Annotated in this window: 29 protein-coding genes; 9 read left to right on the top strand and 20 right to left on the bottom strand. The window is 70.2% G+C overall.

Annotation, left to right across the window (positions count from 1 at the left end; all coding sequences use genetic code 11):
• Nucleotides 1-2: 2 nt before the first annotated feature.
• Nucleotides 3-1,775 (bottom strand): multicopper oxidase domain-containing protein, encoded by a 1,773-nt coding sequence (locus tag ACZ7OH_RS32770; protein ID WP_470284370.1) that lies wholly within the window; start codon nt 1,773-1,775, stop codon nt 3-5.
• 192 nt (nt 1,776-1,967) lie between these two features.
• Between ACZ7OH_RS32770 and ACZ7OH_RS32775 the strand changes: the two genes are divergently transcribed.
• Together ACZ7OH_RS32775 and ACZ7OH_RS32780 are read left to right on the top strand one after the other, a co-directional pair.
• Entirely contained in the window at nt 1,968-2,762 is a 795-nt protein-coding gene (locus tag ACZ7OH_RS32775; RefSeq protein ID WP_400895719.1) for an HAD-IIA family hydrolase, read from the top strand.
• Between the two features lie 37 nt (nt 2,763-2,799).
• Nucleotides 2,800-3,600 carry a metallophosphoesterase gene (locus tag ACZ7OH_RS32780; RefSeq protein ID WP_470284371.1) on the top strand — a complete coding sequence of 267 codons (801 nt, stop codon included), beginning with the start codon at nt 2,800-2,802 and terminating at the stop codon, nt 3,598-3,600.
• Here the strand turns inward: ACZ7OH_RS32780 and ACZ7OH_RS32785 are convergent.
• The 12 genes from ACZ7OH_RS32785 to ACZ7OH_RS32840 all read right to left on the bottom strand — a co-directional run bounded on the left by ACZ7OH_RS32785 (nt 3,597) and on the right by ACZ7OH_RS32840 (nt 12,429).
• A complete protein-coding gene (locus tag ACZ7OH_RS32785; RefSeq protein WP_470284372.1) occupies nt 3,597-3,971 on the bottom strand; it encodes a YccF domain-containing protein in 375 nt (124 codons plus the stop codon). The two genes, ACZ7OH_RS32780 and ACZ7OH_RS32785, sit on opposite strands and share 4 nt — an antisense overlap.
• The gene (locus ACZ7OH_RS32790; protein ID WP_470284373.1) at nt 3,971-4,726 is read right to left on the bottom strand and encodes a PhzF family phenazine biosynthesis protein; all 756 of its coding nucleotides are present in this window, start codon (nt 4,724-4,726) and stop codon (nt 3,971-3,973) included. Before ACZ7OH_RS32790 ends, ACZ7OH_RS32785 begins: the two co-directional genes overlap by 1 nt.
• Before the next feature lie 65 nt (nt 4,727-4,791).
• Nucleotides 4,792-6,222, bottom strand: coding sequence for a hypothetical protein (locus ACZ7OH_RS32795; protein WP_470284374.1), 1,431 nt, complete (start codon nt 6,220-6,222; stop codon nt 4,792-4,794).
• 14 nt (nt 6,223-6,236) lie between these two features.
• Nucleotides 6,237-6,788: a hypothetical protein gene (locus ACZ7OH_RS32800; RefSeq protein ID WP_470284375.1), complete on the bottom strand. Its 552-nt coding sequence runs from the start codon at nt 6,786-6,788 to the stop codon at nt 6,237-6,239.
• A complete protein-coding gene (locus ACZ7OH_RS32805) occupies nt 6,788-7,309 on the bottom strand; it encodes a hypothetical protein (RefSeq protein ID WP_470284376.1) in 522 nt (173 codons plus the stop codon). The genes ACZ7OH_RS32800 and ACZ7OH_RS32805 overlap by 1 nt, the downstream gene beginning before the upstream one ends.
• Before the next feature lie 43 nt (nt 7,310-7,352).
• Nucleotides 7,353-8,045, bottom strand: a complete 693-nt coding sequence (locus ACZ7OH_RS32810) for an ESX secretion-associated protein EspG (protein ID WP_400895702.1) — start codon at nt 8,043-8,045, stop codon at nt 7,353-7,355.
• A gap of 33 nt (nt 8,046-8,078) precedes the next feature.
• On the bottom strand, nt 8,079-9,305 hold the full coding sequence (locus ACZ7OH_RS32815) for a hypothetical protein (protein WP_470284377.1): 1,227 nt from the start codon (nt 9,303-9,305) through the stop codon (nt 8,079-8,081).
• Nucleotides 9,302-9,739 (bottom strand): hypothetical protein, encoded by a 438-nt coding sequence (locus ACZ7OH_RS32820; protein WP_470284378.1) that lies wholly within the window; start codon nt 9,737-9,739, stop codon nt 9,302-9,304. Before ACZ7OH_RS32820 ends, ACZ7OH_RS32815 begins: the two co-directional genes overlap by 4 nt.
• Nucleotides 9,736-10,311 (bottom strand): 4Fe-4S single cluster domain-containing protein, encoded by a 576-nt coding sequence (locus ACZ7OH_RS32825; RefSeq protein ID WP_470284379.1) that lies wholly within the window; start codon nt 10,309-10,311, stop codon nt 9,736-9,738. The genes ACZ7OH_RS32820 and ACZ7OH_RS32825 overlap by 4 nt, the downstream gene beginning before the upstream one ends.
• Complete coding sequence (locus ACZ7OH_RS32830) at nt 10,299-10,514, bottom strand: DUF2997 domain-containing protein (RefSeq protein WP_360468238.1); 216 nt, start codon at nt 10,512-10,514, stop codon at nt 10,299-10,301. The genes ACZ7OH_RS32825 and ACZ7OH_RS32830 overlap by 13 nt, the downstream gene beginning before the upstream one ends.
• Nucleotides 10,511-12,127 (bottom strand): AAA family ATPase, encoded by a 1,617-nt coding sequence (locus tag ACZ7OH_RS32835; protein WP_470284380.1) that lies wholly within the window; start codon nt 12,125-12,127, stop codon nt 10,511-10,513. The genes ACZ7OH_RS32830 and ACZ7OH_RS32835 overlap by 4 nt, the downstream gene beginning before the upstream one ends.
• Entirely contained in the window at nt 12,097-12,429 is a 333-nt protein-coding gene (locus tag ACZ7OH_RS32840) for a hypothetical protein (protein ID WP_470284381.1), read from the bottom strand. The genes ACZ7OH_RS32835 and ACZ7OH_RS32840 overlap by 31 nt, the downstream gene beginning before the upstream one ends.
• Nucleotides 12,430-12,729: 300 nt before the next feature.
• Here ACZ7OH_RS32840 and ACZ7OH_RS32845 point away from each other — a divergent pair, with 300 nt between their 5' ends.
• The 3 genes from ACZ7OH_RS32845 to ACZ7OH_RS32855 are packed head-to-tail and all read left to right on the top strand — an operon-like array spanning nt 12,730 to nt 14,811.
• Nucleotides 12,730-12,957, top strand: coding sequence for a hypothetical protein (locus ACZ7OH_RS32845; RefSeq protein WP_470284382.1), 228 nt, complete (start codon nt 12,730-12,732; stop codon nt 12,955-12,957).
• Nucleotides 12,945-13,160 (top strand): hypothetical protein, encoded by a 216-nt coding sequence (locus ACZ7OH_RS32850; protein ID WP_470284383.1) that lies wholly within the window; start codon nt 12,945-12,947, stop codon nt 13,158-13,160. The genes ACZ7OH_RS32845 and ACZ7OH_RS32850 overlap by 13 nt, the downstream gene beginning before the upstream one ends.
• On the top strand, nt 13,153-14,811 hold the full coding sequence (locus ACZ7OH_RS32855; protein WP_470284384.1) for an AMP-binding protein: 1,659 nt from the start codon (nt 13,153-13,155) through the stop codon (nt 14,809-14,811). Before ACZ7OH_RS32850 ends, ACZ7OH_RS32855 begins: the two co-directional genes overlap by 8 nt.
• 15 nt (nt 14,812-14,826) lie before the next feature.
• On the opposite strand, the gene ACZ7OH_RS32860 is transcribed toward ACZ7OH_RS32855, so the two are convergent.
• Nucleotides 14,827-15,795, bottom strand: a complete 969-nt coding sequence (locus tag ACZ7OH_RS32860) for a R2-like ligand-binding oxidase (RefSeq protein WP_470284385.1) — start codon at nt 15,793-15,795, stop codon at nt 14,827-14,829.
• Nucleotides 15,792-16,391: a TetR/AcrR family transcriptional regulator gene (locus tag ACZ7OH_RS32865; RefSeq protein WP_470284386.1), complete on the bottom strand. Its 600-nt coding sequence runs from the start codon at nt 16,389-16,391 to the stop codon at nt 15,792-15,794. The genes ACZ7OH_RS32860 and ACZ7OH_RS32865 overlap by 4 nt, the downstream gene beginning before the upstream one ends.
• Before the next feature lie 95 nt (nt 16,392-16,486).
• Here ACZ7OH_RS32865 and ACZ7OH_RS32870 point away from each other — a divergent pair, with 95 nt between their 5' ends.
• Nucleotides 16,487-17,104: an HAD family hydrolase gene (locus tag ACZ7OH_RS32870; protein WP_470284387.1), complete on the top strand. Its 618-nt coding sequence runs from the start codon at nt 16,487-16,489 to the stop codon at nt 17,102-17,104.
• Here the strand turns inward: ACZ7OH_RS32870 and ACZ7OH_RS32875 are convergent.
• On the bottom strand, nt 17,101-17,337 hold the full coding sequence (locus ACZ7OH_RS32875; RefSeq protein WP_470284388.1) for a hypothetical protein: 237 nt from the start codon (nt 17,335-17,337) through the stop codon (nt 17,101-17,103). The two genes, ACZ7OH_RS32870 and ACZ7OH_RS32875, sit on opposite strands and share 4 nt — an antisense overlap.
• A 131-nt stretch (nt 17,338-17,468) precedes the next feature.
• On the opposite strand from ACZ7OH_RS32875, the gene ACZ7OH_RS32880 reads away from it, so the two are divergent.
• Nucleotides 17,469-17,855: a cold-shock protein gene (locus ACZ7OH_RS32880; protein ID WP_013230216.1), complete on the top strand. Its 387-nt coding sequence runs from the start codon at nt 17,469-17,471 to the stop codon at nt 17,853-17,855.
• Nucleotides 17,856-17,865: 10 nt separating this feature from the next.
• Here the strand turns inward: ACZ7OH_RS32880 and ACZ7OH_RS32885 are convergent, their stop codons facing one another.
• Genes ACZ7OH_RS32885 through ACZ7OH_RS32895 form a run of 3 tightly spaced genes read right to left on the bottom strand, consistent with a single transcriptional unit; the run spans nt 17,866 to nt 21,039 of the window.
• Nucleotides 17,866-18,342 carry a DUF2771 family protein gene (locus ACZ7OH_RS32885; RefSeq protein WP_470284389.1) on the bottom strand — a complete coding sequence of 159 codons (477 nt, stop codon included), beginning with the start codon at nt 18,340-18,342 and terminating at the stop codon, nt 17,866-17,868.
• A gap of 11 nt (nt 18,343-18,353) precedes the next feature.
• Nucleotides 18,354-20,222, bottom strand: coding sequence for an MFS transporter (locus tag ACZ7OH_RS32890; protein ID WP_470284390.1), 1,869 nt, complete (start codon nt 20,220-20,222; stop codon nt 18,354-18,356).
• Nucleotides 20,223-20,271: 49 nt separating this feature from the next.
• On the bottom strand, nt 20,272-21,039 hold the full coding sequence (locus ACZ7OH_RS32895) for a glutaminyl-peptide cyclotransferase (RefSeq protein WP_470284391.1): 768 nt from the start codon (nt 21,037-21,039) through the stop codon (nt 20,272-20,274).
• Between the two features lie 51 nt (nt 21,040-21,090).
• Here ACZ7OH_RS32895 and ACZ7OH_RS32900 point away from each other — a divergent pair, with 51 nt between their 5' ends.
• On the top strand, nt 21,091-23,415 hold the full coding sequence (locus tag ACZ7OH_RS32900; protein WP_470284392.1) for a DUF3027 domain-containing protein: 2,325 nt from the start codon (nt 21,091-21,093) through the stop codon (nt 23,413-23,415).
• On the top strand, nt 23,408-26,215 hold the full coding sequence (locus ACZ7OH_RS32905) for a sacsin N-terminal ATP-binding-like domain-containing protein (RefSeq protein ID WP_470284572.1): 2,808 nt from the start codon (nt 23,408-23,410) through the stop codon (nt 26,213-26,215). The genes ACZ7OH_RS32900 and ACZ7OH_RS32905 overlap by 8 nt, the downstream gene beginning before the upstream one ends.
• Here the strand turns inward: ACZ7OH_RS32905 and ACZ7OH_RS32910 are convergent.
• Nucleotides 26,212-26,439: a DUF2530 domain-containing protein gene (locus ACZ7OH_RS32910; protein WP_400897508.1), complete on the bottom strand. Its 228-nt coding sequence runs from the start codon at nt 26,437-26,439 to the stop codon at nt 26,212-26,214. The genes ACZ7OH_RS32905 and ACZ7OH_RS32910 overlap by 4 nt on opposite strands.
• Nucleotides 26,440-26,506: the final 67 nt, after the last annotated feature.

A 26,506-nucleotide genomic window follows, 5' to 3' on the forward strand; every position in this document is an offset into this window, starting at 1 on the left:
GGTCAGCCCTCGTGGTGGTGGCCGCCGCCCGGGTGGACGTGGAACTTCGCCACCTCCGGCGGGTGCACGACGAACGGCCGCATCATGCCCTCGTCCTCGTGGTCGAGGATGTGGCAGTGGAACATGAACTCGCCGGTGCCCCCGCCGAACTGCCCGGCGACGCTCACCCACTGGCCGGGGTTCACGATGATCGTGTCCTTCCAGCCCTCCTCGTACTTCTCCAGCGGGACGTCGGTGAACCCGCTGATCGGCGCCGTCGTCCGCGCCGATGCCGGGTCGAACGTCGTGGTGAAGCTCCGCCGGAACAGCGCCTGGAACTCCGTCAGGTGGATGTGGATCGGGTGCGAGGGGCCGCCGTTCGCGAGGTGCACCAGGTTCCACACCGCCCACCGGTCGTGGTCGATGAAGATGCCCGTGGTGTCGTCGAAGAGCCGCCCGACCATCCGGAACGTCTTGAGCCCGCCGGCCGGGTCCTGGACCTGGACGATCCCCTCGCCGCCCGGGTCGGCGTCGACCTGTTCGAGGTCCCACATCTCCGGGTGGCCGTCCTTGCCGAGCAGCAGCGCGACCCAGACGTGGTCGTGGTCTTCCGGCAGCGTCGTGCCGTGCTGCAGCCGCACGTAGGACGTCGAGATCTTCTCCGGCAGCGTGAAGGAGTCGTGCTTCGCGCGGCCGTCCACCCGGAACTCCACGAGGTCCGGCTCGATGGTGCCGAGCCGCGGGTCGGCGTTGCGCAGCTTGAGCTTCTGCCCCTTGAAACGGCTGAAGTCGATCAGGACGTCGAAGCGCTCGGCCGGCGCGACCGTCAGGCCGTTGCGGGGCAGCTCGGTCGGCACCGGAAGGAGGCCGCCGTCGGTGCCGATCAGGCGGACGGCGTCGTTCACCGGGTTGTTGTTCTCGTCGACCAGGTTCAGCGTGTAGAACCGCGAGTTGGCCGCGTTGAGCAGCCGGAAGCGGTACCACTTCGCGTCGACGTCCAGGTGCGGCCAGATCACGCCGTTCACCAGGTTGAAGGGCCCGGAGAACGGGATCATCGGGCCGTTCGGGACGTACGGGAACTTGAACAGCAGCTGGCCGGTGAGCTCGCCGGTCGCCGGGTCGGTGTCGAGGTTCCGGTCGGTGATGATCAGCGGGATCTCGCGGTCGCCGTGCGGGAGGTCGAGCGCGTCCTCCTCGTCGTCGCGGATCAGGTACATCCCGGCCAGGCCGGTGTGGACGTTGAAGCGCGTGATCGCCATGGCGTGGTCGTGGTACCAGAGCGGCATCGCGGGCTGGCGGTTCTGGTACTCGGCCAGCTGCGACGTGCCCTTGAGACCCGCGTTGTGCGCCCAGCCGTCGTTGCCCGCGTTGGTGCGCGCGCCGTGCAGGTGGACGACGGTCCACGCCGGCAGGTCCGCGACGCCGTCGACGATCGAGTAGCCCGGCCGGTCCAGCTCGCGGCCCGGGCGGCTCGTCGGTCCGTCCGCCACCGGCCCCTGAACGGCGACGAGCGGGAACTCACCCTCGATTTCGTTCGACCACGAAATCCGCAGCTGCTGGCCGCTGCGCACTTCGATCGTCGGACCCGGGAAATGGCCCGCGTACGTCCACAGCGTGCTTTCGGGCAATTGCGAGTGCAGTCGCTGCCGCCGGGTCACCATCGGAATGGTGATCATTTCCCGGGCGCGGGCCCGGAACAGCGGCGGAATCGGCAGTGGGTCGAGGAACTTGGTGAGTCCCCAGTTCGGCCCGGTGATCGCCGCGGCCGCGGCCGGGCGCTCGATGATTTCGGTCATTTGTTCTCCCCCTTCGCGTTCGGGGGCAGGAAGAATTGCGCGACGGCGCAACGCGCCGACGACGTCGAGAAGTATTCCCCCGAACCCCCTCGGTGACCGGGAACGCGACTCCCCTCGCGGTACCGGCAATTCCCACTGTAGCCGTTTTCGCGCTTGTCCGCAGGTGTCTCGCGCGCGTGATAGGTTCCGCGCATGAACGAACGCCGGTGGACGTATCTCTCCGACATGGACGGCGTCCTGGTCAAGGAGGAGCACCTCGTTCCCGGGGCCGACGAGTTCCTCGCCGAGCTGAAGTCGAACGGCATCGACTTCCTGGTGCTGACGAACAACTCGATCTACACCCCGCGCGACCTGCGGGCCCGGCTGGAGCGCACCGGGCTCGAAATCCCGGAGGAGTCGATCTGGACCTCGGCGCTGGCGACCGCGAAGTTCCTCTCGTCGCAGCGGCCGAACGGCTCGGCGTACGTCATCGGTGAAGCGGGCCTGACGACCGCGCTGCACGAGGTCGGCTACGTCCTGACCGAGCGCGACCCGGACTACGTCGTGCTCGGCGAGACCCGCACGTACAGCTTCAGCGCCATCACGCGCGCGATCCGGCTGATCGAGGGCGGCGCGAAGTTCATCGCGACCAACCCGGACGCGACCGGCCCGAGCATCGAGGGCTCGATGCCGGCCACCGGGTCCGTCGCGGCGCTGATCGAGAAGGCCACCGGCCGCTCGCCGTACTACGTCGGCAAGCCGAACCCGCTGATGATGCGCTCGGCGCTGCGCCGGTTGGGCGCGCACTCGGAGTCGACGCTGATGATCGGCGACCGGATGGACACCGACGTGCACTCGGGCATCGAGGCCGGCCTGCAGACGATCCTGGTGCTCACCGGCATCTCCACCCCGGAGTCGGCCGAACGCTATCCGTACCGGCCCACACTGGTGATCGACTCGGTGGCTGACCTGATCGGGCGGACCCTGGACCCGTTCGGCGAAGGCTGACCACCGGCGTGGCGGGCGAAGGGCTTATCGTCACCGGATGAACAACTCCACGTACGTTGTCGGCGACGTGCACGGCCACCGCGACGAGCTGGTCGAGGCACTGCGCGCCGAGGGGTTGGTGGACGACGAGGGCAACTGGTCGGGGGCCGGGGACCAGCTGTGGTTCCTGGGGGACTTCGTCGACCGCGGCCCGGACGGCGTCGGCGCGATCGACCTGGTCATGCGGCTGGAGGAGCAGGCGGCCGAGGCGGGCGGCCAGGTCCAGACGCTGCTGGGCAACCACGAGATCCTGGCGCTGGGGATGTACCACTTCGGCGACGAGCCGGTGCCGTCCGACTTCGGTCCGCGCAGCTTCGCCCGCAGCTGGGAGATCAACGGCGGTCTCTTGTCGGACCAGGACCGGCTGACCCCCGAGCACATCGAGTGGCTGTCCCAGCGCCCGCTGGCGGCGCTGGCGGCCGACCACCTGCTCCTGCACTCGGACACCCTCGAGTACCTGGACTGGGGGTCCACGGTCCCCGAGATCAACGAGGCCGCGGCCGACATCCTGGCCGGCTCGGACATCGAGGCCTGGTGGGACGTCTGGCGCCGGATGACCACGCGGTACGCGTTCCGCGGCCCGGACGGCGAGGAGAACGCCCAGAAGCTGATGGACGCCCTCGGCGGGACCCGGATCGTGCACGGCCACAGCGTCATCGCCGACCAGCTGGGCATCCACCCGACGCAGATCGAGGGACCGTTCCTGTACGCGGGCGGCAAGGCGCTGGGCGTCGACGGCGGGCTGTTCGTCGGCGGCCCGTGCCTGGTGGTGGAGCTGCCGTACGAACCGGAGTCCTAAGGGATCTCGACGATCTCCTTGCCGAGCGGCATCAGGGACACCGGGATCATCTTGAAGTTCGCCACGCCCAGCGGGATGCCGATGATCGTGACGCACAGGGCGATGCCCGTGAAGATGTGCCCGATGGCCAGCCAGAGCCCGGCGAAGATGAACCAGATGACGTTGCCGAGGAAGGACGCGGCGCCGGCGTCGCGGCGGTCGACGACCGTGCGGCCGAACGGCCAGAGCGCGTAGCGCGCGATCCGGAACGACGCCAGCCCGAACGGGATGGTGATGATCAGGATGCAGCAGATGACGCCGGCGACCAGGTAGCCCAGGGCCATCCAGAAGCCGCACAGGACGAGCCAGATGATGTTCAGCAGTGTGCGCATCAGACGTGCAGCTCCCCGCTCACGATGGTGACGGCTTGGCCGGCGAGGTGGACGCGGTCGCCGTCCTGGCGAGTCCGGACGATGCCGCCGCGTTGGGAAATCTGGTGGCCGGTGAGTTCCTTGTTCTGGAGCTGTTCGGACCAGTAGGGCGACAGGATGCAGTGCGCCGAGCCGGTGACGGGGTCTTCGTCGATGCCGACGCCCGGTGCGAAGAAGCGGCTGACGTAGTCTGTTTTGTCCCCTCGTGCGGTCACCAGCAGACGTCCGGTCCAGGTGTTCTTGAGCTTGGCGAGGTCGGGTTCGAGCTTCTTGACCGTTTCGGCGTCCTTGAGGACGGCGAAGAGGTTCTCGACCCCGCGTCCGACGTACTCGATCTCGACGCCGGGGAGGATCTCGGAGAGGTCGTCGTCGGTCGGCGTCGGCGGGTCGGAGGGGAAGTCCAGCTCGACCCAGCCGCCGTCGGCCTTGGCGTGCAGCTCACCGCTCTTCGTGGTGTAGGTCTGTTCGCCGCCGAGGACGTGGGTGACGGCGACGGTGGCGTGCCCGCACAGCGCGACCTCGACGGCCGGGGTGAACCACCGGAGCGACTTGGGGCCATCTTGCGTGGTCACGACGAAGGCGGTCTCGGCGTGCTTCATCTCGGTGGCGACGGCCTGCATCCAGGCCGGGTCGGCGGGCTCGTCGAGCAGGACGACCCCGGCGGAGTTCCCGGCGAAGGCCCGGTCTGTGAAGGCGTCGACGACGAAGAAGCGCATGCTCCCAATGTAGCCCGCGACCTGGGCGTGTTGATCTTTTCTCCGGGAGATTCCGGGGTTGTCCCCTAGGCCTCCCCGATGGTGGGCTTGACGATCTTTTCGCCGTCGGGGCCGCGTTCCGGCTTGAGGTCGAAGACGTCCTCGTCGACGGCGTACTTGTTCTTGTGCTCCTTGTCGTCTTCCTTCTTCTTCCCGGCGGCGCCCGCGGCCCCGGCACCGCCCGCGCCCTTGCCCTTGGCAGCCGCGGCGGCGGTGGCCCCGCGTTCGAGCCGTTCGCCGGCGGCTTTCCCGCCGGTCTTGGCGCTTTCACCGGCGGTTTCCTTCGGGCCACCGGTGTAGCCGCCCCCGGAGACGCGGGAGCCGGCGAACCCGGTCCCGGCCCGTCCGACGCCGGACTTCCCGCGGGTGATGTCACCGCTGCCGGTGCCACCACCGGTCGTACCGGGCATGGCGAGACCATCGGGAGTCATCCGCGGGAAGGCGCTCGGGCTGGACGTGCCGCGGAAGCCGGTGTTGCCGCCGCTGAAGCTGGTGCCGCCGACGCCGCTGGTGGTCCCGGGCTGGACGAAGTTCGGCGGGGTGGTGCCCGGGGGCGTGGTGCCGGGCGGAATGGCGCCGGGAGGAATGGCGCCGGGCGGGGTGGTGCCGCCGGGGATGTAGCTGCCGCTCGTTCCGCCGGTGCCACCGGTGCCGCCGATGGTGGGGGTGCCGGTGAAGCTGGTGCTGCTGGTGCCGTGGAAGCCGGAGACGGAGGTGGAATCGCCGTTCCCGAGCTGCGGGGGAGGCGCGTAGGTGGGCTGCGAGCTGGCGGTTTCGTGGTAGGTGCCATCGAGGTTCTGCAGAACCTGAACGGCTTGCTGGTGCGCGGCATCGGCTTGCTGCTGCTTGGCCTGGATGCCGGCCATGGTGCTGCTCATGCCGATGAGGTTGCCGGAGTTGTACTGCTGCTTGGCCTTGTCGAGCTCGGCTTGCTGATCGAAACCGGTGGGCTCGGGCATGTTGGTCTTGGCATAGTGCGCGGCGGCGGACTGCTGGGAGTAGTGGTTCGAGGCGAGCTGCATGGCATTACCGGTTTGCTCGGTGTGCCCGGCCGTGCTCTGGAAGAACGTGTTCGCCTGGTCCGCGGCCGGCCCTTGCCAAGAGCCGCCGGCGGCGGTGGCCGCATCGCGGAACTGGTTGGAAGCGTCGGCGAGCCAGTTGCCGTAGACGTTCGCCACCCTGCTGCGGTCGTTCAGGTCCTCGAGGTTCATGTTCTTGTGGACCATGTCGTACAGCACTTCGTGCGGCTGGTTGGCGTAGTTCTCCTCGGGCGCCGGAGCCCCGGCGCGCAGGGTTTGCCCTTCCTGCAAGAGCTTTCCCTGGGCGACCGAATAGTCCGACGCTGCCTTCTGGGTGATCCCCTGTGCGTCGGCGCCGCGGCCTTGAAGCTCCTGCTCGGTGGCCGCGTAGTAGTCACCCTCGGACTGGCGGTGCTGCGCCCGGTGCGGCTGACTCATGGCTGGACTCCGTATCAGTTGTTCTTCGGCAGCAGAGGCTCGACTTTCGGAGCGAGGCTTTCGATCTGTTGGCAGGCGCCGGCGGTGTCAGATCCGAAGGTGAGCGACAGCAGGGCCCGCGAGTCCTGTACCTGGAACCGGATGGCACATTGACCCTTGACGTTCAAGGGTTCCTGTTCCTCGATCGCCGGGCGCTCGTTGACCTTCCCGTCACTGGCCTTGGCCGGGTTGTTGACGTTGTCCTTGTAGTTCCCGCCGGCCTGCAGGAACAGACCGACGTCGACGGCCGGTGTGTCGCCGGACCTGGGTTTGTTGGCGTGGCAGCCGTGAGCCGGGTCCGCGACCGTCTTCTCGGCTTGGGGGAAGCCTTGCCCGGCAAGGGCCTGGTCGAGAATCGTGCAAGAGCTGAGACCCGCGAAGGGGTCGCCTGAATCAGCCGGTGTGCTGGTCGTGGCGGAAACCTGCGAACTCGGGTTCGCCTGTCCGCCGACCTCGCTCGTGCAGGCGACAAGGCCGAAACCCAAAGCCAGGGCGGCGACCGCGGCTGGAACTCGTCGTGCGATCACTACTCCCGCAGCCCCTTGTTCAACTTGGCAAACGTCATGCTGTGGGCATCCTCGGTCTCGCGATAGTTCTTGCGTGCGATCACCATGGCCTCGCGGGCTTGCTCGACGCCGTCCCGCATCTTTTCGAGGTTGGGTATCAGCGACTCTGGGTCGCCGTTGGCGACCTGCACGTTGAAGCTGGCGACAGCCTTGGCGTAGGCGCTGCCACCCATCTGGGCCGGGTTCGCCAGCTTGTAGACGTTGGTGATCATCTCGCCGATGCCGTCGATGAAGAAATCGCAGGCCTTGATGTACGCCTGAAAACCTTCCTCGTTCACAGCGAATTGGCCGTTCTCCGCGAGCGACTTCAGGTGACGACCGCCCTCGCCGACCTGCTGGGCGGCTTGGTCGTTCACCTGTCCGCTGAGCAACCCGGAGATGAAGTTCGACCCGGCGTCCCCTGCCGCGGGTGGGGGTGTGAACGACCCCGGTGCGCCGAACTGCGAACCGCCCATGACGCCCTCCCAGTCGTCCTCCACCACACTGCGTGGTTCCTCGCACTGTACTAGTGACGAACCGGCCGCGTCAGTGGTTCCGGCCACGCTCCAGTAGCCACGTGCGCAGGTGGGAACCATCCGATGGGGTGAACGTCACCCGTGTCTCGTTGCCCGGTAACGACTCGCTGAACATCAGGAACCGGCCGCCCTCGTTGTCGACGAACGTCACCGTCCCCGCCGGCTTCAACGCCCCCGACGACCGGACCGACAGCTCGAACGTCCCGTACCGGTGCAGGGGCCACGACGAGAACTCCGTCGCCGCGTCGGCGTCGCGGCGGGTGCCCGGCTCGATGAACGTCAGCTCGGCCAAGGGGACCGGGCGGTACGCCGGGAGCATGCCGACCACCAGGTCGACCAGCCGGTCCGGGCGGGTCTGGGCGAACAGGATCTCCTCGCCCGACAGCTCCGAGAACACCCCCAGCCCGTGGCCGATCGCCGCGCGGTAGAACACCTGGCGGCCCTCCTCCGCCGCGCGGACGATGATCAGCACGTCCGGCTGGGTCCACGCCCGCAGCGTCTGCTCGACCTCGATGTCCAGCTTGTCCGGACCCGCCAGGCCGCGCGCCCGCATGGACTCCCACGAAGCCGCCGCGATGCGCTCGTTCTCCACCAGCGTCCGGCCCGGGCTGCGGATTTCGAACGGGTGCCAGTTCGCCGGAAGACCGGTACGCCGGACCGCCGTGTCGACCTCAGCCAGGCCCAGTGAGAATTCCTCCGGCACGTCCCCGAGCGTAGCGGAACGGCCACCCCGCGCTCAGATGTCGAGCTGCCGCACGCCCGTCTCGCGGAACGTCACCCGGCCGGCCGTCGCCTGTTTGCGCAAGCGGACGATTTCGTGCGGCTGCAACCCGATCGCGACGCCGAACGCCTCCACGTCCTGGAACCCGCCCAGCCGCTGACGCAGCTCCAGCGCCTTCGTCACCTGCTCCGGGGACAGCAAGCGCGCCAGTTCCGGTCCCGAAGCCGAGTTGACGTCCAAAAGCGGAACAGCAAGCGGAGCCGCAAGCGGAACAGCCACCAGGGCGGGCGCCGGCGGCGGCGCCAGTTCGACGGCGTCCGCCGGCACGTAAGCCTCGATCGTGTCGCTCTGTCGCAGTTCCCGGTACGCCAACCCGACCGTGAACGTCCGCATCCCGCCGTTCGTCCGCACCGCGACCCCGTCCCGCGCCAGCGACTGGATCCGCAGGTCCGACGCCACGACCGTGCTCCGCTCGTTGAACGTCGTCCCCGCCGGCCGCAGTACCCGCACCCGCGTGCCGACGGAGAACAGCGAAGGCCGCCCCTCGGGGACTTCGACCGCCGCCACCACCGACCCGTTGGGCAGGTCGGTCAGCCCGTGCACGACGGCGACGCCCTCCCGTCGCTCCAGGTAGTCGTGTTCGGCCTCGTGGAACGTCCTCAGCGCGTCGCCCGCCATGGGCGGCGCATCGCACTGGAAGCCCAGCAGCACCGTCCCGGGCCGCCCGGCCGGCAGTTCCGGCACCGGGCCCGGCGCGAACAGCCCGAGCACGCGCATCGGCTGGCCGCCCCGCGACGACGCCGTCAGCGCCCCGAAGCGCAGGACACCGTCGCGGACGAGCACCTGGACGCGGAACCCGGTCAGCTGGTCGTACGCGGGCGCGGTCACCTCGGCGAACCCCTCCGGCCGGCTCAGGTCCGGGCCGACCCGGTCGTCGGTGTACAGCTCCAGCGAGTCGCCCTTCCCGAGGTCGGCCCGGCCGGCCGCGACGTAGACGTCCTTGACGAACCCCGCGTCGGTCACCGGTTCGACCTCGCTGGAGAAGAACTTCTTCCGCACCATGATCCCGAGGCGCAGGTTGTCGGCCAGGACGCGGTCGCGCCGCAGCAGCCGCGCGCGGGCGCCGCGGACCGCGCGCCCCACGCTGACCTGGCCGCCGGGCAGCTCCCCGAGGCCGGGGACGGTGACCGACTCGTGGAGCGCCTTCCCGAACTCGACCAGCCCGACCCTGACCTCGGTCACGACGTGGCGGCCAGCGTGACGCTGATCGACTGGTCGGCGTTGACGCGCTCGGACTCGACGACCATGCCGGACCGCGCCGCGCGCTCCTTCAGCCGCGCGAGCACCGAGCGCTGCACCTCAGCCGCGTAAGCCTCGTCGACCGACAGCACCAGCCGCTGCGCTTCGGCTTCGGCCAGGCCGGGACCGTCGACGTGCGCCAGCTGAACGCCCTCGGCGCCGTAGACGAACGTGATCCGCCGGCCCTCCCATGCGGCGACGACGGAGTTGCCGTCGTCGGTCACCTGCGCCCGCAGCCCGGTCAGCGCGCGGGCGAGGAGGTCGCGGTGGCGCATCCGGGTCCGGACGGTGACCACGCCGGCCTGCGTGTGCGCGGCGATCGTGGCGGCGTTGAGCTGGGCCAGCGCCTCGCTACGCAGCTTGAGCGTGACACTCATCGGGGATCCCTTTCGAGCAGCGCTTCGAGTACTTCGGTGGTGGCGAACCCGTTCAGCTCGATCGCACCGTCCGGGGCGATCGTCAGTTCCAGGCGGTTCGGGGTGGTGAAGATCGACTCGTCGTAGCGGTCGGTCAGGAAGTGGAACCGCTGGTTCACCGAGCCGACCCACGGCCGCGACGGCTCCGGCCGATCGGCCAGGAAAGGCCCGTCCACCAGCAGATCCGTCGAGTCCAGGAGCTTCGACGGCGGCAGGTCCTCCAGGACGTTCCCGGTGAACGTCATCACCGAAAGCCCTGCTGAGCGCACCGCGGCGGCGAAGTGCCCCAGCGGTTCCGGCTGGTCGAACGGCTCGCCGCCGAGCAGCGTGACGCCTTCGATGCCGTCGATCGCCAGCACCCGTGACACCAAGTCCGGCCACGCCAGTCGAAAACCGCCGCGGGTCGTCCACGTCTGCGGGTTGAAGCAGCCGGGGCAGCGCACCGAGCACCCCTGCGTCCACACCGCGCACCGCAGGCCCGGGCCTTCGGCCGCGGTGACGTCGACGATCCGGTGGAGGTTCAGGAGTTCCATTGCGACTGCTGCTGCGAAGCCGTGTTCTCCGCGGACGCCGACGTGCGCCGGTAGTCCTCGGTGAACTCCGACGTCACGGTCTCCGCGCCGAGCAGGTCCTCGAGCAGCGGGATGTAGTCGAGGCACTTGGACCCGGTCACGCCGTGCGTTTCGGCGCTGATCGAGCCGTCCTTGCCGATGGTGACGGTCACGCGGTGCGTCATACGTCGATCGTCCTTCCCCTCGGGGACTCCGGCTGCGGCACCGGCTCGGAGACCACTTCGCCGGACGTGTCCGTCGCCGCGACGGCCCTGGTCTGCGCCCAGTTCCGGATGGCCAGGATCTCGTCGGCCTGGGTCACCGACAGCGGGACGGTCGACTTCACCGCCCGCACGAGGTCGTCGCGGCGCAGCGGCCGCTTCTCGGCGAACGCGTCGACCAGGCCGGCCAGCACGGCCTGCTCGATCTCGGCGCCGCTGTAGCCCGCGCTGACCTCGGCGAGTTCGGCGAACAGGCCGTCGTCGAGACGCAGCTCGCTCGCCACGAACGCGTCGGTGACGCGCTTGCGCAGGTGGATCCGCCAGATCGCGGCGCGCTCGGGCCCGGACGGCAGGTCGACGAAGAAGATCTCGTCGAAGCGGCCCTTGCGGAGGAACTCCGGCGGCAGCGAGTCGACCTGGTTCGCGGTGGCCATCACGAACACCGGCGCGGACTTCTCCTGCATCCACGACAGGAACGTGCCGAACACGCGCCGCGCGGTACCGCCGTCGCCACCGCCGCCCGCGCCGGCGAGGCCCTTCTCGATCTCGTCGACCCACAGCACGCAGGGCGCGATGCCTTCGGCGGTGCGGATGACCGTGCGGATGTTCTTCTCGCTGGAGCCGACCAGGCCGGCGAAGACGCGGCCGAGGTCGAGGCGCAGCAGCGGCAGCCGCCACATGTTCGCGACGCACACGGCGGACAGGCTCTTGCCGCAGCCGGGGACGCCGGTGAGCAGCAGGCCCTTCGGCGCGGCGAGGTTGTACGCCGACGCGGCGGGCGTCCAGGTGCCCGTGCGCTTGGTCAGCCACCGCTTGAGCCGGTCGAGGCCGCCGACGGCGTCGAAGCTCGTTTCCGCCGGGACGATGTCGAGCATCCCGGAGCGGCGGACGGCCTGGCGCTTCTCGGCGAGGATCAGCTCGAGGTCGCTGGGGTCGAGCCCGCCGCCCTCGACGAGCGCCCTGGCGAACGCGTTCTCGGCTTCGGGCAACGTGAGGCCGCGCGCGGCGGCGACGATCATGTCCCGGTCGTCGCGGTCGATGCTGATCCGGACGTTCTGCCGGTGCGCGGCGACCATGCCGTCCAGCAGCTCGCCGATCTGGCGCTGGTCGGGCAGGGGGAATTCGACGACGGTGGCGTCGTGCTCCAGCTCCGGCGGCACGGGCAGCGATGGCGACACGAGGATGAGACTGAGCGGCACCGGACGCGTCTTGAACGCGGCGGCCAGCTCACGCAGCCGCCGGACGACGTCTGGATCGGGCCGGTGCCCGCCTTCGGAGACGAGCGACGGGTGCAGGTCGGCGAAGACGAAGACGGCGGGCTCGCCCCAGCCGTAGATCCGTTCGAGCGCGGCGGCCGCGGTGCGGGTCTCGCTGATCGGCGGGCCGCCGGCGGGTGCGAGCCCGGTGGTCGACGACCACACGTATACGCGCCGCGGCGTGCGAAGGCGCTGCTGGTCTTCGGCGACGGCGCGGATCTCCCGCAGCACCCGCTGCTCTTCGTGCGTCTCGACGACCAGCAGCGGGTAGCGCGCCTGCAGCAACTGGGTCAGCTCATCGCGAAACCCCTGGCCGGCCATCGATCGCCCCCTCGAAAGTCCGTCCGGACCTTACCAGCGGGCCCGGTGCGGAACGGCTCCGAGCGTTCGTGGGTTTGCCGACGCAGTGCCTCATGAACAGTGCCGACCACCTCCGGGTCGTCGCCCGCGCGCTCGCCCAGGACCGCGATCTGGTGGGAGAGCTGGACACGATCTTCGGCCGGGCCCAGGCGCTCGACATCGACTTCCGCGGAACCGCCCGCCGTCGGCTGCACGAGCGGGTGCACCAGCTCCTGCGCAACATCGATCGCGAGCGGGCACTGCTGGAGGGGGTCGACGTCCACGCCGCCGCCGAAGGCCCGCGAGCTCGCGGCCGGCGTCGAACGGAGTCTCGGCCGCGCCCAGGAGCTCGCCGTCGCCTTCGGGCGGACGCTCGAACTGGGCGGCCTGCTCGACCTCGATCACCGGCCCGAGCGGGCAAGGTCGAGCAGCGGGCCGGCTCGCCGCCCGCCTCTTTGGGTGTCACAGCGCGTGGCCAACTTCGCGGTCCGGCTCCTGCCCTGGGAGGAACGCCAGCGCTACCTCGAGGAGTACGTCAGCGAGCGTGGCGGACGACGCCACACCGGCTCGCGCTGCGGGAGGGCTTGGACCGGGCCCTGCGCCGGGCGTTCGACGACACCGGCGCCGCGCTGGCCGACTGCCGGGTGGAGGACTGCGGAGACGGCGCCTTCATCCTCGTTCCCGCGCAGGTGCCGAAAGGTCCCCTGGTCGAATCCCTGCCGTACGCCTTGGCCGACGCCTTGCGGCAGCACTGCTCGAGGCGCAACCGGTCAAGAACGTGCTGCGGGACTCGCCCGGCGTGCTCGTGGTGATCACCTCCGAATGGTTCTTCGACCAGGTGGTGCGGCACAGCTGCGCGATCGACCCGGCCACGTTCCGGCCCGTGCTGGTCGAGGTGAAGGAGACGGTCACGACCGTCCGCATCACCCGTACCGCGCTGAGCTGGCTGCGAGCGGGTTCGCTTCCTAGACTCGGGTCGCCCGACGAAGACGTCACTGGGAGGCACCATGCCTGACGCGCCCGCCCTGCCGAGCTATGCCTCGGGAATCTCCGAGGTCCCGCTGCTCGGGGACACCATCGGGGACAACTTCGACCGGACCGTGGCCGCGTTCGGGGAGCGGGACGCCCTCGTCGACCGGACCGCTGGCCGCCGGTGGACCTACCGGGAGCTCGCCGCCGAGGTGAACGCCCTCGCCCTGGGCCTGGTCGCGCGGGGCATCGGCAAGGGCGACCGGGTCGGGATCTGGTCGCCGAACCGGGCCGAGTGGACCTTCCTGCAGTACGCGACGGCCAAGATCGGCGCGATCCTGGTCAACATCAACCCCGCCTACCGGTCGCACGAGCTCGAGTACGTGCTCAACCAGGCCGGCGTCCGGCTGCTGGTCGCCTCCGACAAGTTCAAGACGTCCGACTACCCGGCGATGGTCGACGAGGTGCGCGAGAAGTGCGCCGCGCTCGAGCACGTCGTCATCCTGGGTGGCGAGAGCTGGCAGGCGCTGATGGACGCGGGCTGGCAGGGCGACCCGGCGGCGCTCGTCGAAAAGCAGGCCGCCCTCTCGGCCGACGACCCGATCAACATCCAGTACACCTCCGGGACCACCGGCTTCCCCAAGGGCGCCACGCTGTCCCACCACAACATCCTGAACAACGGCTACTTCGTCGGCGAGCTCTGCAACTACACCGAGTTCGACAAGGTCTGCATCCCGGTGCCCTTCTACCACTGCTTCGGCATGGTGATGGGCAACCTCGCGTGCACCAGCCACGGCTCGTGCATGGTCATCCCGGCGCCCGCGTTCGATCCGAAAGCGACGCTCGAAGCGGTGTCGGCCGAGCAGTGCACGTCGCTCTACGGCGTGCCGACGATGTTCATCGCCGAGCTGAACCACCCGGACTTCGCGAGCTTCGACCTGTCGTCGCTGCGCACCGGCATCATGGCGGGCTCGCCGTGCCCGGTCGAGGTGATGAAGCAGGTCATCGACCGGATGGGCATGGGCGAGGTGTCGATCTGCTACGGCATGACCGAGACCTCGCCGGTGTCGACGCAGACGCGCGCGGACGACTCGATCGAGCGCCGCGTATCGACGGTCGGGCGGGTCGGGCCGCACCTGGAGGTCAAGGTCGTCGACCCGGAAACCGGCCTGACGGTGCCGCGCGGCGAGCCGGGCGAGCTGTGCACGCGCGGGTATTCGGTGATGCTCGGGTACTGGGAGCAGCCGGACAAAACGGCGGAAGCGATCGACAAGGCGCGCTGGATGCACACGGGCGACCTGGCGATCATGGACGGCGACGGCTACCTCAACATCACCGGCCGCATCAAGGACATGGTCATCCGCGGCGGCGAAAACCTGTACCCGCGCGAGATCGAGGAGTTCCTCTACACGCACCCGGACATCCTCGACGCGCAGGTCATCGGCGTCCCGGACGAGAAGTACGGCGAAGAGCTGATGGTGTGGATCCGGATGCGCGAAGGCGCGGAGCCGTTGACGGCGGAGAAGGTGCGCGAGTTCTGCGAAGGCAAGCTGGCGCGCTACAAGGTCCCGCGGTACGTGCACGTCGTCGAGGAGTTCCCGATGACGGTGACGGGCAAGGTCCGCAAGGTCGAGATGCGCGAGAAGTCGATCAGCCTCCTGGGCTTGGAAAAAGCAGCCGCGACGAAACACGCCTGACGCGGCTGCTGTCCGTCAGCCGGCCGCCGCGGCGGCTTCGGCGATCGCCTTCGCGTCCTCTTCGCCGAACGTCTCCTCCAGCTGCTCCGGCGAGTAGTCGACGTCGATCTGCTCGACCGGCATCCCGCGCGCCGACTCGATCGCGCCCAGGCGGCGCTGGGCCCGGTCCGCCGCGTACTGGATGATCTCCTCCGGGTCGTTGTCGAAGGGGACCACCTCGAACTGGTCCTGCACCCACTGGATCATGTTCAGCGCGTGCGGCAGCAGTTCACCCATCCGCTGCTGCACCGCGTCCCACAGCGAGTCGTCCGCGGCGACGTGGCGGCGGCACGTGAACGTGCCCCACGCCATGTGGCGGCGCTCGTCGTCGCCGATGCGGCGGACCAGTTCCTGCATGCCCGGCAGGATGTCGTTCTGCGTGCAGATCAGCTGCCACGAGTAGTAGCCCGTCAGCGCGAGGCTGCCCTCGATCACGTGGTTGTACGTCACGCTCGCGCGGATCTGGTTGAGCGGGCTGGGATCGTCCTCCAGCGCCCGCAGCGACTGCGGTAGCTCTTCGTAGAACAGCTTGCGGTAGTGCGGGTTTTCCCCGACGTACGGGTGGAGGTCCTCGGTCAGCCCGACGGCGTCCATCCAGCGCCGGAACACCTCCGTGTGCTTGGCTTCCTCGAAGCAGAACTGCGTCAGGTACATCTCGTCGCCGAAGCGGCCGGTCGCCGACATCGCCCGCATGAACGGCTGGATGTCCTCGGTGACGGCCTCTTCGCCGGCGATGAACTGCGCGACGAGGTAGGTCGTCGAACGCTTCTGCTCGTCGTTCAGCGTGTCCCAGCCCGCGCGCTCGCGGCTGAAGTCGATGTCGGCCGGGTTCCAGAACTTCTTGTTGCCCTTGACGAACAGGCGCAGCGGGAACGAGTCCCAGTTCAGCCCGCCCTTGCGCAGCGAGGAGAAGCCGGTCCGCAGCTCGGACAGCGTGTCGGTCATCGTGTCACTCCATTGTGGACGAATTGGCGGATGGCGGGTGCCAGCACCGCGGTGACGGCGTCGGCCGCCTCCGTCGCCGAGTGCGTCGGGAGCACCAGGTGCGACAGCGAAAGCCGCACGGCGGTCTCGGCGAGCAGGGCGGCGGCTCCGGCCGACAAGCCTGGTTCGAGTTCCCGGTACTGCTCGGCGGCGAGGTCCGCGGCCGCGGTGAGGATCGGCTCGCCCCGGCTCGTGAGCAGCGGCAGCAGGTCCTCGCCCGCTTCGGTCCCGAGCGCCGCCGCGACCAGGCGGTTCTCCCGCGCGTGCTCGATCGTGTAGACGACGGCGTGGTGGATGCCCGCGAGCAGCCCGTCTGCCGTTTCGAACCGCTGCCGGATCCCGTCGAGGAACTCCGCCGCGGTCCGCAGCGCCACCGCCTGGGTCAGCGCCGCCTTGTTGCCGAACTCGTTGTAGACGGTCTGCCTGCTCACCCCGGCCTTGGCCGCGACGTCGGCCATCCGCAGGCCCGCGTGGCCGCGGTCCGGCAGCAGGTCGGCGGCGGCGTCGAGGAGCGCTTCCCGCAGGGACGCCTTAGTCCGGTCAGTGAAGCTGGTCACACCCTCACCTTGACACAGATCGCCCCGCTGTCAAGACGCTGTACATGATCGGTTGACGTGTAAAACTGTCGGTGGTCGCCAGTACCGTGTGGAGCGTGGGCATCACGGTGGGGTTCGACCTCGACATGACACTGATCGACGCGCGGCCGGGCATGGCCGCGGCGATGAACGCGCTCGGCGCCGAATCCGGCCTGCCGCTGGACGGCGAGGCGTTCGCGGCCAACCTCGGCCCGCCCCTGGACGACATCCTGCGCGGCTTCGAAGCGCCCGAGGAGCGCATCCCGGGGCTCGTCGACCGGTTCCGTGCGATGTACCCCGAAGTGGTCGTGCCGAGCACGGTCGCGCTGCCGGGCGCGGTCGAGTCGCTCCGGGCGGTGCGGGCCACGGGCGGGCGCACGCTGGTCGTCACCGGCAAGTACGGGCCCAACGCGCAGCTGCACGTCGACGCGCTCGGGCTGGACGTCGACGAAGTCGTCGGCGAGCTGTGGTCGACGCGGAAGGCCGAGGCGCTCCTGGCGCACGACGCGCGCGTGTATGTCGGAGATCACGCGGGTGACATCCGCGGCGCGCTGGCCGCCGGCGCGATCGCGGTCGGAGTCACCACCGGGCCGTGCGACCGCACGCTCCTGCTGAGCGAGGGAGCGGAGGTGGTGTTCGACTCGCTGACGGAGTTCCCGGAGTGGTTCGAGAAGACGTTCGCGGCCGTGCCTTAATCCTTGGCGCGCGCCTCGCGGACCAGCGCGATCAGGCCCAGCAGGAGGCCCAGCGGCGTGACGACACCGGCGGCGACCGACAGCCAGATCGGCAGGTTCTCCAGGCCGGCGGCGAACATGATGAAGACCGTCAGCACGGCCAGCATGCCGAGGCCGAACAAGCCGATGCCGACGCGCATCAGGAACGGTTTGCCGGTGGCGGCCACGGTGGCCTCCTTCGTCGCCTTACTCATGAAGCAGAGGGTATCCGCCGGTATCGACTTCTCCCCAGGGCATGTGGCGAGATACCCTTTACCCAGCGCGCCCTGGGTACGCCCCCGGGCGCGTTCGTCGTGAGCGGGACACAGAAGGACTGGTGAGGGAAGTGCCGACCGGCAAGGTCAAGTGGTACGACGCGGAGAAGGGGTTCGGGTTCGTCACGCAGGACGGTGGCGCCGACGTCTACATTCGCAAGGCCGCGCTGCCGCAGGGCGTCGAGGGGCTCAAAGCCGGGCAGCGGCTGGAGTTCGGCGTCGCCGACGGCCGCCGCGGTCCGCAAGCGCTCTCCGTCCGGCTGCTCGACCCGCCGCCGTCCGTCGCCGAGGCGCGCCGCCGCCCCGCGGAGGAACTGCACGGCCTGATCGAGGACATGATCAAGCTCCTCGAGCTGAAGGTGCAGCCGGACCTGCGGCGCAACCGCTACCCGGACCGCAAGCACACCAAGCAGATCGCCGAGATCATGCGCGCGGTCGCCCGGGACATCGATCCCTAAAGAGCGATCCCTAAGCCTCCAGCCGCAGACCCCAGACGTCGCTGGGCAGCAGCCCGGACTCGCCGGTGTTCGAGTTGAGCACGGCCGTGTACTTCTGCACGTCCACCGCCGAAATGCGGTCGGCGGGCGTCGGCGGCGTCACGGTGTAGGCGTAGCGGTCCAGCGACGTGAACGGGATCGGGTCACTCTGCTTGAACTCGCCCTGCGGGGTGACGTACTCGTAGACGATCTGCCAGGGCGCCTCGGCGACCTCGCCGGGCACGGAGATCTGCACGGGCTTGCCCGGGCGGACCTTCAGCGTGCGCGTGTCGCCCTTGGCGCTGCACGGTTGCGCGAGCTGCTGCGAGTAGTCGCAGGTGAGCACCGGCGTGGTGTTGATCGTGTGGCCGTCGGCGTAGAAGGTGACCTCGGCCGGGCCGGGTGCCGAGCAGCCGGCCACCGCGAACCCACCGGCCGCAAGCAGGGCCACCACCCGGGAACGTCGCATGGTTCCGGAGCCTACCGGCGGGGCGCGGAGTCCCTGGGCAGGCCCTGGGCCGGGAAGCTGCCGGTCGGCTCGGGGCGCAGCGGCCGGTCGCCGCCGAGGCCCGGCACGAGCGAGCCGCCGCGGCGCACCAGGTACGTCTGCGCGCACCCGACGGCCAGCACGATCGTGATCACCAGGAAGCCGATCCAGTACGTCGGCGGCAGCAGCAGGCCGACCGCGCCGCCGAGGCACCAGGCCAGCTGCAGCACGGTTTCCGAGCGGCCGAACGCCGACGCGCGCGACTCCTCGGGCAGGTCCTCCTGGATCACGGCGTCGAGGCTGATCTTGGCCAGCGCGCTGGCCGTCGCGCCGACCAGGCCGACGATCGCGGCCGTGGCCAGGCCGGGCAGGATCGTCGCGACCAGCGCGGCGAGCACGCAGCCCGCCACGCACCCGACGATCACCTGGTCCGGGCTGCCGAAGTGCAGGCGCGAGCCCAGCGCGTTGCCGAGGAACCCGCCGGCGCCGGCCGCGACACCGATCACGCCGAGCAGCAGCAGCTGCATGAACGGCGTCTGCCCGCTGCCCTCGGTCTGGGCCTTCACCGCGAACGCGGCGAACATCATGAGGAAGCCGGTGAGGACGCGCACCGAGCCGTTGCCCCACAGCGCGACGACGATGTGACGCCCCATCGGCTGGCGGCGCTTCTTCTCGGTCGGGTGCGCCGACAGCGACGTCGGGACCTCGCCTTCGGTCGCCTCGACCCAGGCCGGGATCCGCATCGACTGCACGGCCGCGGCGACGCAGATCAGCGCGGTGAACCAGAGCGCGCCCGCCGAGCCGGAGATCGCGTTGACGCCGCTGGCCACCGCGCCGAACACACCCGCGGCGACCAGGCCGAACGTCGTCAGCCGGGCGTTCGTCTTGGACAGCGTGATCTCGGACGGCAGCACCCGGGGCGTCACCGCGGCCTTGAGCACGGTGAACGACTTCGAGAGCACCATCATCCCGAGCGCCGCCGGGTAGAGCAGCCAGTCGTCGAAGTGCAGCGCCATCACGACGGCCATCAGCCCCTGGCCGACCGACGACGCGCACATCGCCAGCCGCCGGCCGCGCTGCACCCGGTCGAGCGCGGGCCCGATCACCGGCGCGACCAGCGCGAACGGCGCGATCGTGATGAGCAGGTAGAGCGCGACCTTGCCCTTGCTCTCACCGCTGGTCGCGGCGAAGAAGAGGGTGTTGGCCAGCGCGATCGCCATCGCCGCGTCGCTGGCGTAGTTCAGCATCACGGCGTAGGTCAGCGAGGTCAGGCCGGACTTCTCGGCGCCGTCGGCCTTCGTCGCGCGCTGGAAGGCGCCGACGGCCTGGCCGGTCAGCTGCCGGCTGCGCATCGCCGCGACCCGGGTGACGGTGATCTTCTTCGGCAGCTTCGGCGTGCCGCCGGGCGTCCGCGGTTCCTCGCGCGGCGCCGGCGGTTCCGGCTCCGGCGGCCGCGGCTCGCCCGCGTAGCCCCCGGTGTCGTAGTGCTCGTACTCACCGCTGCCGGGCCGGCGCTCGCCCTGGTAGAAGCCGGGTGGCTCACGGCGGACGGGCTCGGTGCGGTTCGGGTCGTGCGGCGGGTACGGCCGGGCGCCCCGCGGCGGTGGGGGCCGGTACCCGGACGGCGCGGCGGCGGTCGGAGCTTCGTTCGCGTCGTAGTAGGGGGCCCGCGGCGGGGCGGGCCGCTCCACGCGGGTGGGTGGCGGCGCGCTGCGGTGCTCGACGCGGGTGGGCTGCGGGGCGACGGCCTCGCGCCAAGGCTTGGCCTGCCCGGCGCCCGGCTCCGGCGTCCAGCGTCGCTTCGACTTCCGGCCGCGCGGCTGCGAGCCGGAGCCGTCGGAGCGGGAGCCGAAGAGTGCCACGTCTCAATCCTGCCTTACCGGGGGCCGGTTCCGCCTGCTCATCCGTGCTTTAGGTGTTCTTCGGGACGAACCTCACCCGGAACGTGACCGGCCACTGCTTCCCGGTGAGCAGATATTCGCCGGTGCCGGGAACGGCCGCTATGCCGTTGAGCACGTCCTCGCTGTCGGTCGCGTTCACCTGGGCGCGCAGCCGGCCGGCGTCGATCGTCCCGGTGACGTGCCCGGTGGCGGCGTCGATCCGCAGGACGGTGTCGGTGTGCCAAACGTTTGCGTAGACGTCGTTGCCGACGCATTCGAGCTCGTTGAGCTGGTCCTGCCCGACGTCCACGCTGCCGGTGACGGCGAAGGTCTTCGGGTCGCGGAAGGTCAGCCGGGACGAGCCGTTGCTCATCACGAGCCGTCCGTCGGCCTGGTGGCAGAGGCCCCAGCCCTCGCCTTCGTAGCTGACCCGCCGCAGCTCGGCGAGGGTTTTGGCGTCGCGTTCGATGGCGACGCCGTCCTGCCAGGTGAGCTGCCACAGCGTCGGCCCGAGGACAGTGACGCCTTCGCCGAAGAGCGGCGCGGGGAGGGTGGCCTTCGCGGTGGGCGGGCCGCCGGCCGGGCCCGCGGTGAGCGTCGACTGCCCGGAGAGGCCGGTGCTCTCGTAGAGGACGTCGCCGGCGAACTCGAGGCCTTCGGTGAAGGCGGCGGGGTCGTGCGGCAGGGTCGAGACGACCTGGACGGTGAGCTGTTCGGGGGCGGTTTCCTGGCCGGGGGCGCCGGCGCAGCCGCCGAGCGCGGCGGCCGCCAGCAGGGTGGTGACGATCGGCGTGCGCACGATGAACAGCCTGGCACGGCCGCCGGGGAGGCGTGCGGCACAATTGGCCGCATGACGCTGCTGCTGACCCTCGACGACGGTTCCGTGCAGCGCAAGCTCGCCGATGCGGTGGAGTTCGCGCGCGCGGCGGTGCTCGAAGAAACGCCCGAGGAGCAGATCGGCACCCACGTAGGTGTCTCGCGTGAGGACGCGGTCACGGCGAGTCACCTGTTCGAGGCCCAGGTCCCGGGCTACCGCGGCTGGCGCTGGTCGGTGACGGTCGCCCTGGCGGGCGACGACGAGCCGGTGACGGTCAGCGAGGTCGTCCTGGTGCCGGGCCCGTCGGCGCTGATCGCCCCGCCGTGGGTGCCGTGGGAGCGCCGCGTCCGCGCGGGCGACCTGGGCGTCGGCGACATCTTCCCGACGGACGAGAACGACCCCCGCCTGGCCCCGGCGTACCTGCAGTCGGACGACCCGGCGGTGGAGGAGGTAGCGCGCGACGCGGGTCTGGGGCGCGTCCACGTGTTGTCCCGCTTCGGCCGCACGGACGCGGCCTCCCGCTGGCACGGAGGCGAGTTCGGCCCCCGCTCCGACATGGCGCGCAGCGCGCCGGACGTGTGCGGGACGTGCGGGTTCTTCGTACCGCTGGCGGGTTCGTTGCGCGGCGGGTTCGGGGTGTGCAGCAACGACATTTCCCCAGCGGACGGCCACGTGGTGGACGTGGAGTACGGCTGTGGGGCGCACTCGGAGGTCGAGGTCGAGGTGACGTCGTCGGTCCCGGTGGCCGAGCTGGTTTACGACGATTCGCTGTTGGACTTCACACCGGTGCCGTCGGAGGTGGCGGAGTCGGCGGCGGTGGCCGAGCCGGAGACGGCGATCGCGGAGGCGGACGTCTCGCCGGCGGAGGTGGAGCCGGAGGTAGCGGCCGAGCAGGCTGCGGTTGTTGTTGAGCCGGTTGCGGCCGAGCCGGACGCGGAGCGCGCTGAGGCGGCTGGTGTAGTCGCCGAGCCGCAGGCGGAATCGGCGGGTGTGGTTGCGGAGCCGGAAGCCGCCGAGGCTGCTGGTGAGCCGGCCGAGTCCGAGGCGGCGCAGGCGGAAGCCGCGGCAGTAGTCGCCGAGCCGGCTGAGTCCGAGGTGGCGCAGACAGAAGCGGCGGGTGTCGTCGAGCCGGCTCCGGTGCAGGCCGAAGAGGCTGGCGCGGTCGCCGAGCCCCAGGGCGATGTCGAGCCGACCGAGTCCGACGTGGCGCAGGCGGAAACGGCGGCAGTTGTCGCCGAGCCGGCTCCTGCTCAGGTCGAAGAGGCTGGCGCGGTTGGTGAGCCGCAGGCGGAGGAGTCGGCGCAGGTGGAAGCGCCTGCCGATGCCGAGGTAGGTGAGTCGGCGCAGAGCGATGTGGCTGCTCCCGAGGGCGCGGCGGATTCCGAGCAGGCCGAAGCGGCAACCGCCGCGACTGCCGAGCCGGTTGCGGCGCAGAGCGATGCTGTAGCGGAGCCGCAAGCCGCAGAGACGGAGCCCGAGCACGCTGCTGCGGCCGATGCTGTTGCCGAGCCGCAAGCCGCGGAGACGGAGCCCGAGCACGCTGCTGCGGCCGATGCTGTTGCCGAGCCGCAAGCCGCGGGGACGGAGCCCGAGCACGCTGCTGCGGCCGATGCTGTTGCCGAGCCGCAGGCCGCGGTGGCGGAACTCGAGGGCGAGCACGCTGCCGCCGCCGAGCCGCAAGCAGGCGAGACTGCTGTGCCAGTGGAGGCTGAGGAGCCGGTTCAGGCTGATGCAGGTGGCCAGTCGGCTCCGGTCGAGGCTGATGTTCCTGAGCCGGCCGAGGCCGAGCCCACTCAGGCCGAGGTGACCGATGCGATTGTTGAGCCGATCCCGGCTGAGGTGATTGAGCCGGAGGCGGGTGAGGCTTCGGCGAGTGAATCGGCTGCGGTGGTGAGCGAGCCGGCTGAGCCGACCCCGGCTGAGGTGATTGAGCCGGAGGCCGGTGAGCCTTCGGCGAGTGAATCGGCTGCGGCTGAGCTGACCCGGGCTGGGGTGATTGAGCCGGCGGCCGTTGAGGATTCGGCGAGTGAACCGACCGCGTTGGCGGGCGAGTCGGCTGAGGTCAATGCACCGGAGGCTGGTGAGTCGGCGGGCGATGTTGCTGAGGTGACCGAGTCGGAGGTTGGTGCGTCGGCGCCGGTGGAGAGCCACGCTGCGGGTGAGCCCACCCACGCTCAGGCGACCGAAACCGCGCCGGTTGATGAGCTGCCTGCTGCTGCTCTCACCGACTCCGTTGTCACCGAGGCCGGTGACTCCGCCGACCCTGAAACTGGCGAGACCGAGCCCGCGCCGGCAGACGAAGCTCAGGCCCGTGTCGACACCACCGGTGAAGCCGCTCGTGAGCAGCGGGATCTCTGACGCCGCCGGGGCCGATCCCTTCGGCACCGCGCGGCTCCGGGACTCCACCCTGCGCGCCTGGCGGGACTCGCCCACTCGGCTGATCGAGGACACCAACGTCGAACGGGACCTGCGCGTTGGGGCCTATCGGGACCGGCTCTTCGTCGAGCTTGCCCAGAATGCCGCCGATGCCGCCATGGCTCAGGGGACGCCCGGGAAGATCCGGGTGTCCCTTGTGGACCGGGAGCTTCGGTTCGCCAACACCGGTGCGCCCCTTGATGCGAGGGGTGTTGCCTCCCTTGCCTCGCTGCGGGCGTCCGGGAAGACTGGCGACACCGTCGGACGCTTCGGGGTCGGCTTTGCCGCCGTTCGGACCGTTTCCGACGCTCCCAGCGTGGTCTCGACCAGTGGTGGTGTCCTCTTCTCCGCCGAGAAGACTCGTGCTGCGGCCGAGATTCAAGGGGATGTTCCTGTTCTCAGGCTGCCCTGGCCTGTCGAGGCAACAGTTCCCGAAGGCTTCGACACCGAGGTCCGCCTGCCGCTCAGGGATGACGTTGATGGGCAAGCCCTTCTCGATCAGCTCGCCGATGACATCGGTGATCTTCTCCTCGCCCTGCCTTGGCTCGCCGAAGCCGATGTGGACGGTCGCGTTTGGACTCGTCGGAGCCACGACGACGTCGTCGAGATTCGGGGGCAGGGAAAGGAAACTCGGTGGCTGACTCATCGAGGCGACGTCGTGTGGGCCGTTCCGGTTGACGAGCACGGCCTTCCGCAACCCCTCGAAGAAGACGTCCTCCACGCACCCACCCCGACCGATGACGGGCTCTCGCTGCCCGCGCGGCTTCTCGCGACCGTGCCGGTCGAACCCTCGCGGCGGCGGGCCCTTCCGGGGGCTGGACTGACAGCCGCGCTCAAGAACGCCGCTGTCGAGTACGTCCAGCTGGTCAGGATGTTGCCGGCGGAGCAGCGGTTCGCGCTCGTGCCCACGCCCGGGTTTCCGAAGTCCACTGTGGACGCGCAGCTGCGTGACGAGGTCATCGCCAGTCTCAGCGCCGAACCGTGGCTGTCCACTCAGGACGGTCGGGACGTCGCCGGAAGGCAGGCGAAAGTCCTCGACGTCGATGTCGAAGGACTGCCCGAGCTGATCGCCGACGTCGTTCCGGGGCTGCTCAAGGGCGCCGCGCCCGCCAGTGTGCTGAAAGCCGTTTCCGTGCAAGTCGTCAGCGTCGAAGAAGTGCTGGAAACGCTAACCGGCACCTCCCGCGAACCGAGCTGGTGGCATGACGTCTACGCGGCGCTCGCCCGGGCCGTCGAGTCCCACGCTCTTGCGAGTGAACGGTTGGACGGTCTGCCCGTTCCGTTGTCCGACGGCCGGACGCTGCCTGGGGCGCGCGGGTGTCTGCTCGTCGAGGGATCAGCTGAGCTGCTCGAGCTGTTGTCCGATGTGGATATTCCGGGGCTGCGGCTGGTGCACCCCGCCGCGTCGCACCCGCTGCTGGAACGGCTGGGCGCCAAGCATGCCGACGCCCGTGAGCTGCTCAACGCCGACCAGTTGCGCGACGCCGTCGAGCGCAGTGTCGAAGACGTCCGGTCCGGATTGGACGGTACGACGCTCGCCGGTGCCGTCCTGCGGCTGGTTGCCGACTGCGGGGACGATGCTCCACGCTGGGTCGGCGCGCTCGCGCTGCCTGCCACCGACACCTGGCGACGCGCCGACGAGCTCGTGCTTCCGAATTCGCCGCTGCTGGACGTCTTCGACGAAGAAGTGTTCGAAGAGGACGGCGCGCTCGACGTGCTCGACGAGGACTTCGCCGAGGACTGGCCGGCCGGCACGCTCAAGGCTGCCGGGGTGCTCGACTCGTTCGCGCTCGTCGTGGACGACGAGCCGCACGAACCCGATCACGACCTGCCCGACGAAGAAGCCTGGTGGGACTCGCTGCCGGAACCGCCGTCGATCCTCGTTGCCGTCCGGGATCTCGATCTCGTCGGTGATGACGCCTGGCCGGCCGCGCTCCGGCTGCTCGCCGCGCGGCCCGAGACCTGGCACGCCCTGCGCACGCCGAACGGGCACGCGCGCTGGTGGATCGCGCAGTACGCCGTGCTCGGCGGGCTCGCGCCCAACGAGTGGCGCTTGCCGGACGCCGATCTTGCCGGGCTCTACGACGAGGTTCCCGATCTCGGGCTGAGCACCGACCTCCTCGAAACCGCCGGGGTGCGGACCGGGCTGACGCTATCCACTGTGGACGAGGCGCAGGACGTGCTGCACCGCCTCGCCGACCCGGAACGGCGGATCACCCCTGGGCTCGCGGCGCGCGCTTACGACGCGGTCGTCGAGTCCGGGTTCGAGGTCCACGAGCCGGGCGCCCTGCGGGCGGCGGACGGCTCGGTCGTCGGTGGCGCGCTGATCCTCGACGTCCCGTGGGTGGCCGGCGCGCTGGAACCGCACGAGTACGTGGTCGCGCCCGCCGATCCCGACCGGCTTTCGTACCTGCTCGACGAGCCCCTCGCCAGCTCGGAAGAAGCCGAGGTCATCAGCGAAGGCGAGTACGCGCCCTGGGCCGACCTGCCCGCGCTCAAGCTCGTCGCCGATCAGCTCGGGATCCGGCTGCCCGAGGGCGGTGTCCTGGTGCACGACCCGCTCACCGTGCGGATCCAGGGCGCCGAACACGACGTCCAGTGGTGGTCCGACGGCCGGCTGCACGCGGCCGACACCTCCGAGGGCCTGGCCCGCGCGTTCGCTTGGGCGGCCGACCGCTGGCCCGACCGGCACCTCATCACGGCGCTCCTCGACGACCCCTCGCCGCGGACCCTGCTGAGTTAGACCCGCTGGGCCGACTTCGACCCCCGGCGGGCGGCGGCGCGCTGCCAGCCGATGATCGCCAGGCCGACGAACCCGAGCACGAACCCGGACAGCGCCGTCTGAACCCACAGCCCCGAAGTCGTGAAGAAGAGCACCACCAGCGCGACAGCCCAGATCGAGGTGCCTACGATCACCACCGGCGTCAGGTCGGTCAGCTTCTTGGGCAGCTCCGGCGTGTGCCGCAACGAGCCCGTAACCTCCGGTGGATTGATCGGTTCACTCACGTGGTGAAGGGTACTCCGCAGCAGCGAC

The organism is Amycolatopsis sp. NPDC114478 (genome assembly GCF_055633805.1).

Coding starts and splice junctions, on each gene's coding strand:
- ACZ7OH_RS32770 (WP_470284370.1), bottom strand. CDS start 1,775: ATGACCGAAATCATCGAGCGCCCGGCCGCGGCCGCGGCGATCACCGGG.
- ACZ7OH_RS32775 (WP_400895719.1), top strand. CDS start 1,968: ATGAACGAACGCCGGTGGACGTATCTCTCCGACATGGACGGCGTCCTG.
- ACZ7OH_RS32780 (WP_470284371.1), top strand. CDS start 2,800: ATGAACAACTCCACGTACGTTGTCGGCGACGTGCACGGCCACCGCGAC.
- ACZ7OH_RS32785 (WP_470284372.1), bottom strand. CDS start 3,971: ATGCGCACACTGCTGAACATCATCTGGCTCGTCCTGTGCGGCTTCTGG.
- ACZ7OH_RS32790 (WP_470284373.1), bottom strand. CDS start 4,726: ATGCGCTTCTTCGTCGTCGACGCCTTCACAGACCGGGCCTTCGCCGGG.
- ACZ7OH_RS32795 (WP_470284374.1), bottom strand. CDS start 6,222: ATGAGTCAGCCGCACCGGGCGCAGCACCGCCAGTCCGAGGGTGACTAC.
- ACZ7OH_RS32820 (WP_470284378.1), bottom strand. CDS start 9,739: ATGAGTGTCACGCTCAAGCTGCGTAGCGAGGCGCTGGCCCAGCTCAAC.
- ACZ7OH_RS32825 (WP_470284379.1), bottom strand. CDS start 10,311: ATGGAACTCCTGAACCTCCACCGGATCGTCGACGTCACCGCGGCCGAA.
- ACZ7OH_RS32830 (WP_360468238.1), bottom strand. CDS start 10,514: ATGACGCACCGCGTGACCGTCACCATCGGCAAGGACGGCTCGATCAGC.
- ACZ7OH_RS32835 (WP_470284380.1), bottom strand. CDS start 12,127: ATGGCCGGCCAGGGGTTTCGCGATGAGCTGACCCAGTTGCTGCAGGCG.
- ACZ7OH_RS32855 (WP_470284384.1), top strand. CDS start 13,153: ATGCCTGACGCGCCCGCCCTGCCGAGCTATGCCTCGGGAATCTCCGAG.
- ACZ7OH_RS32860 (WP_470284385.1), bottom strand. CDS start 15,795: ATGACCGACACGCTGTCCGAGCTGCGGACCGGCTTCTCCTCGCTGCGC.
- ACZ7OH_RS32875 (WP_470284388.1), bottom strand. CDS start 17,337: ATGAGTAAGGCGACGAAGGAGGCCACCGTGGCCGCCACCGGCAAACCG.
- ACZ7OH_RS32885 (WP_470284389.1), bottom strand. CDS start 18,342: ATGCGACGTTCCCGGGTGGTGGCCCTGCTTGCGGCCGGTGGGTTCGCG.
- ACZ7OH_RS32900 (WP_470284392.1), top strand. CDS start 21,091: ATGACGCTGCTGCTGACCCTCGACGACGGTTCCGTGCAGCGCAAGCTC.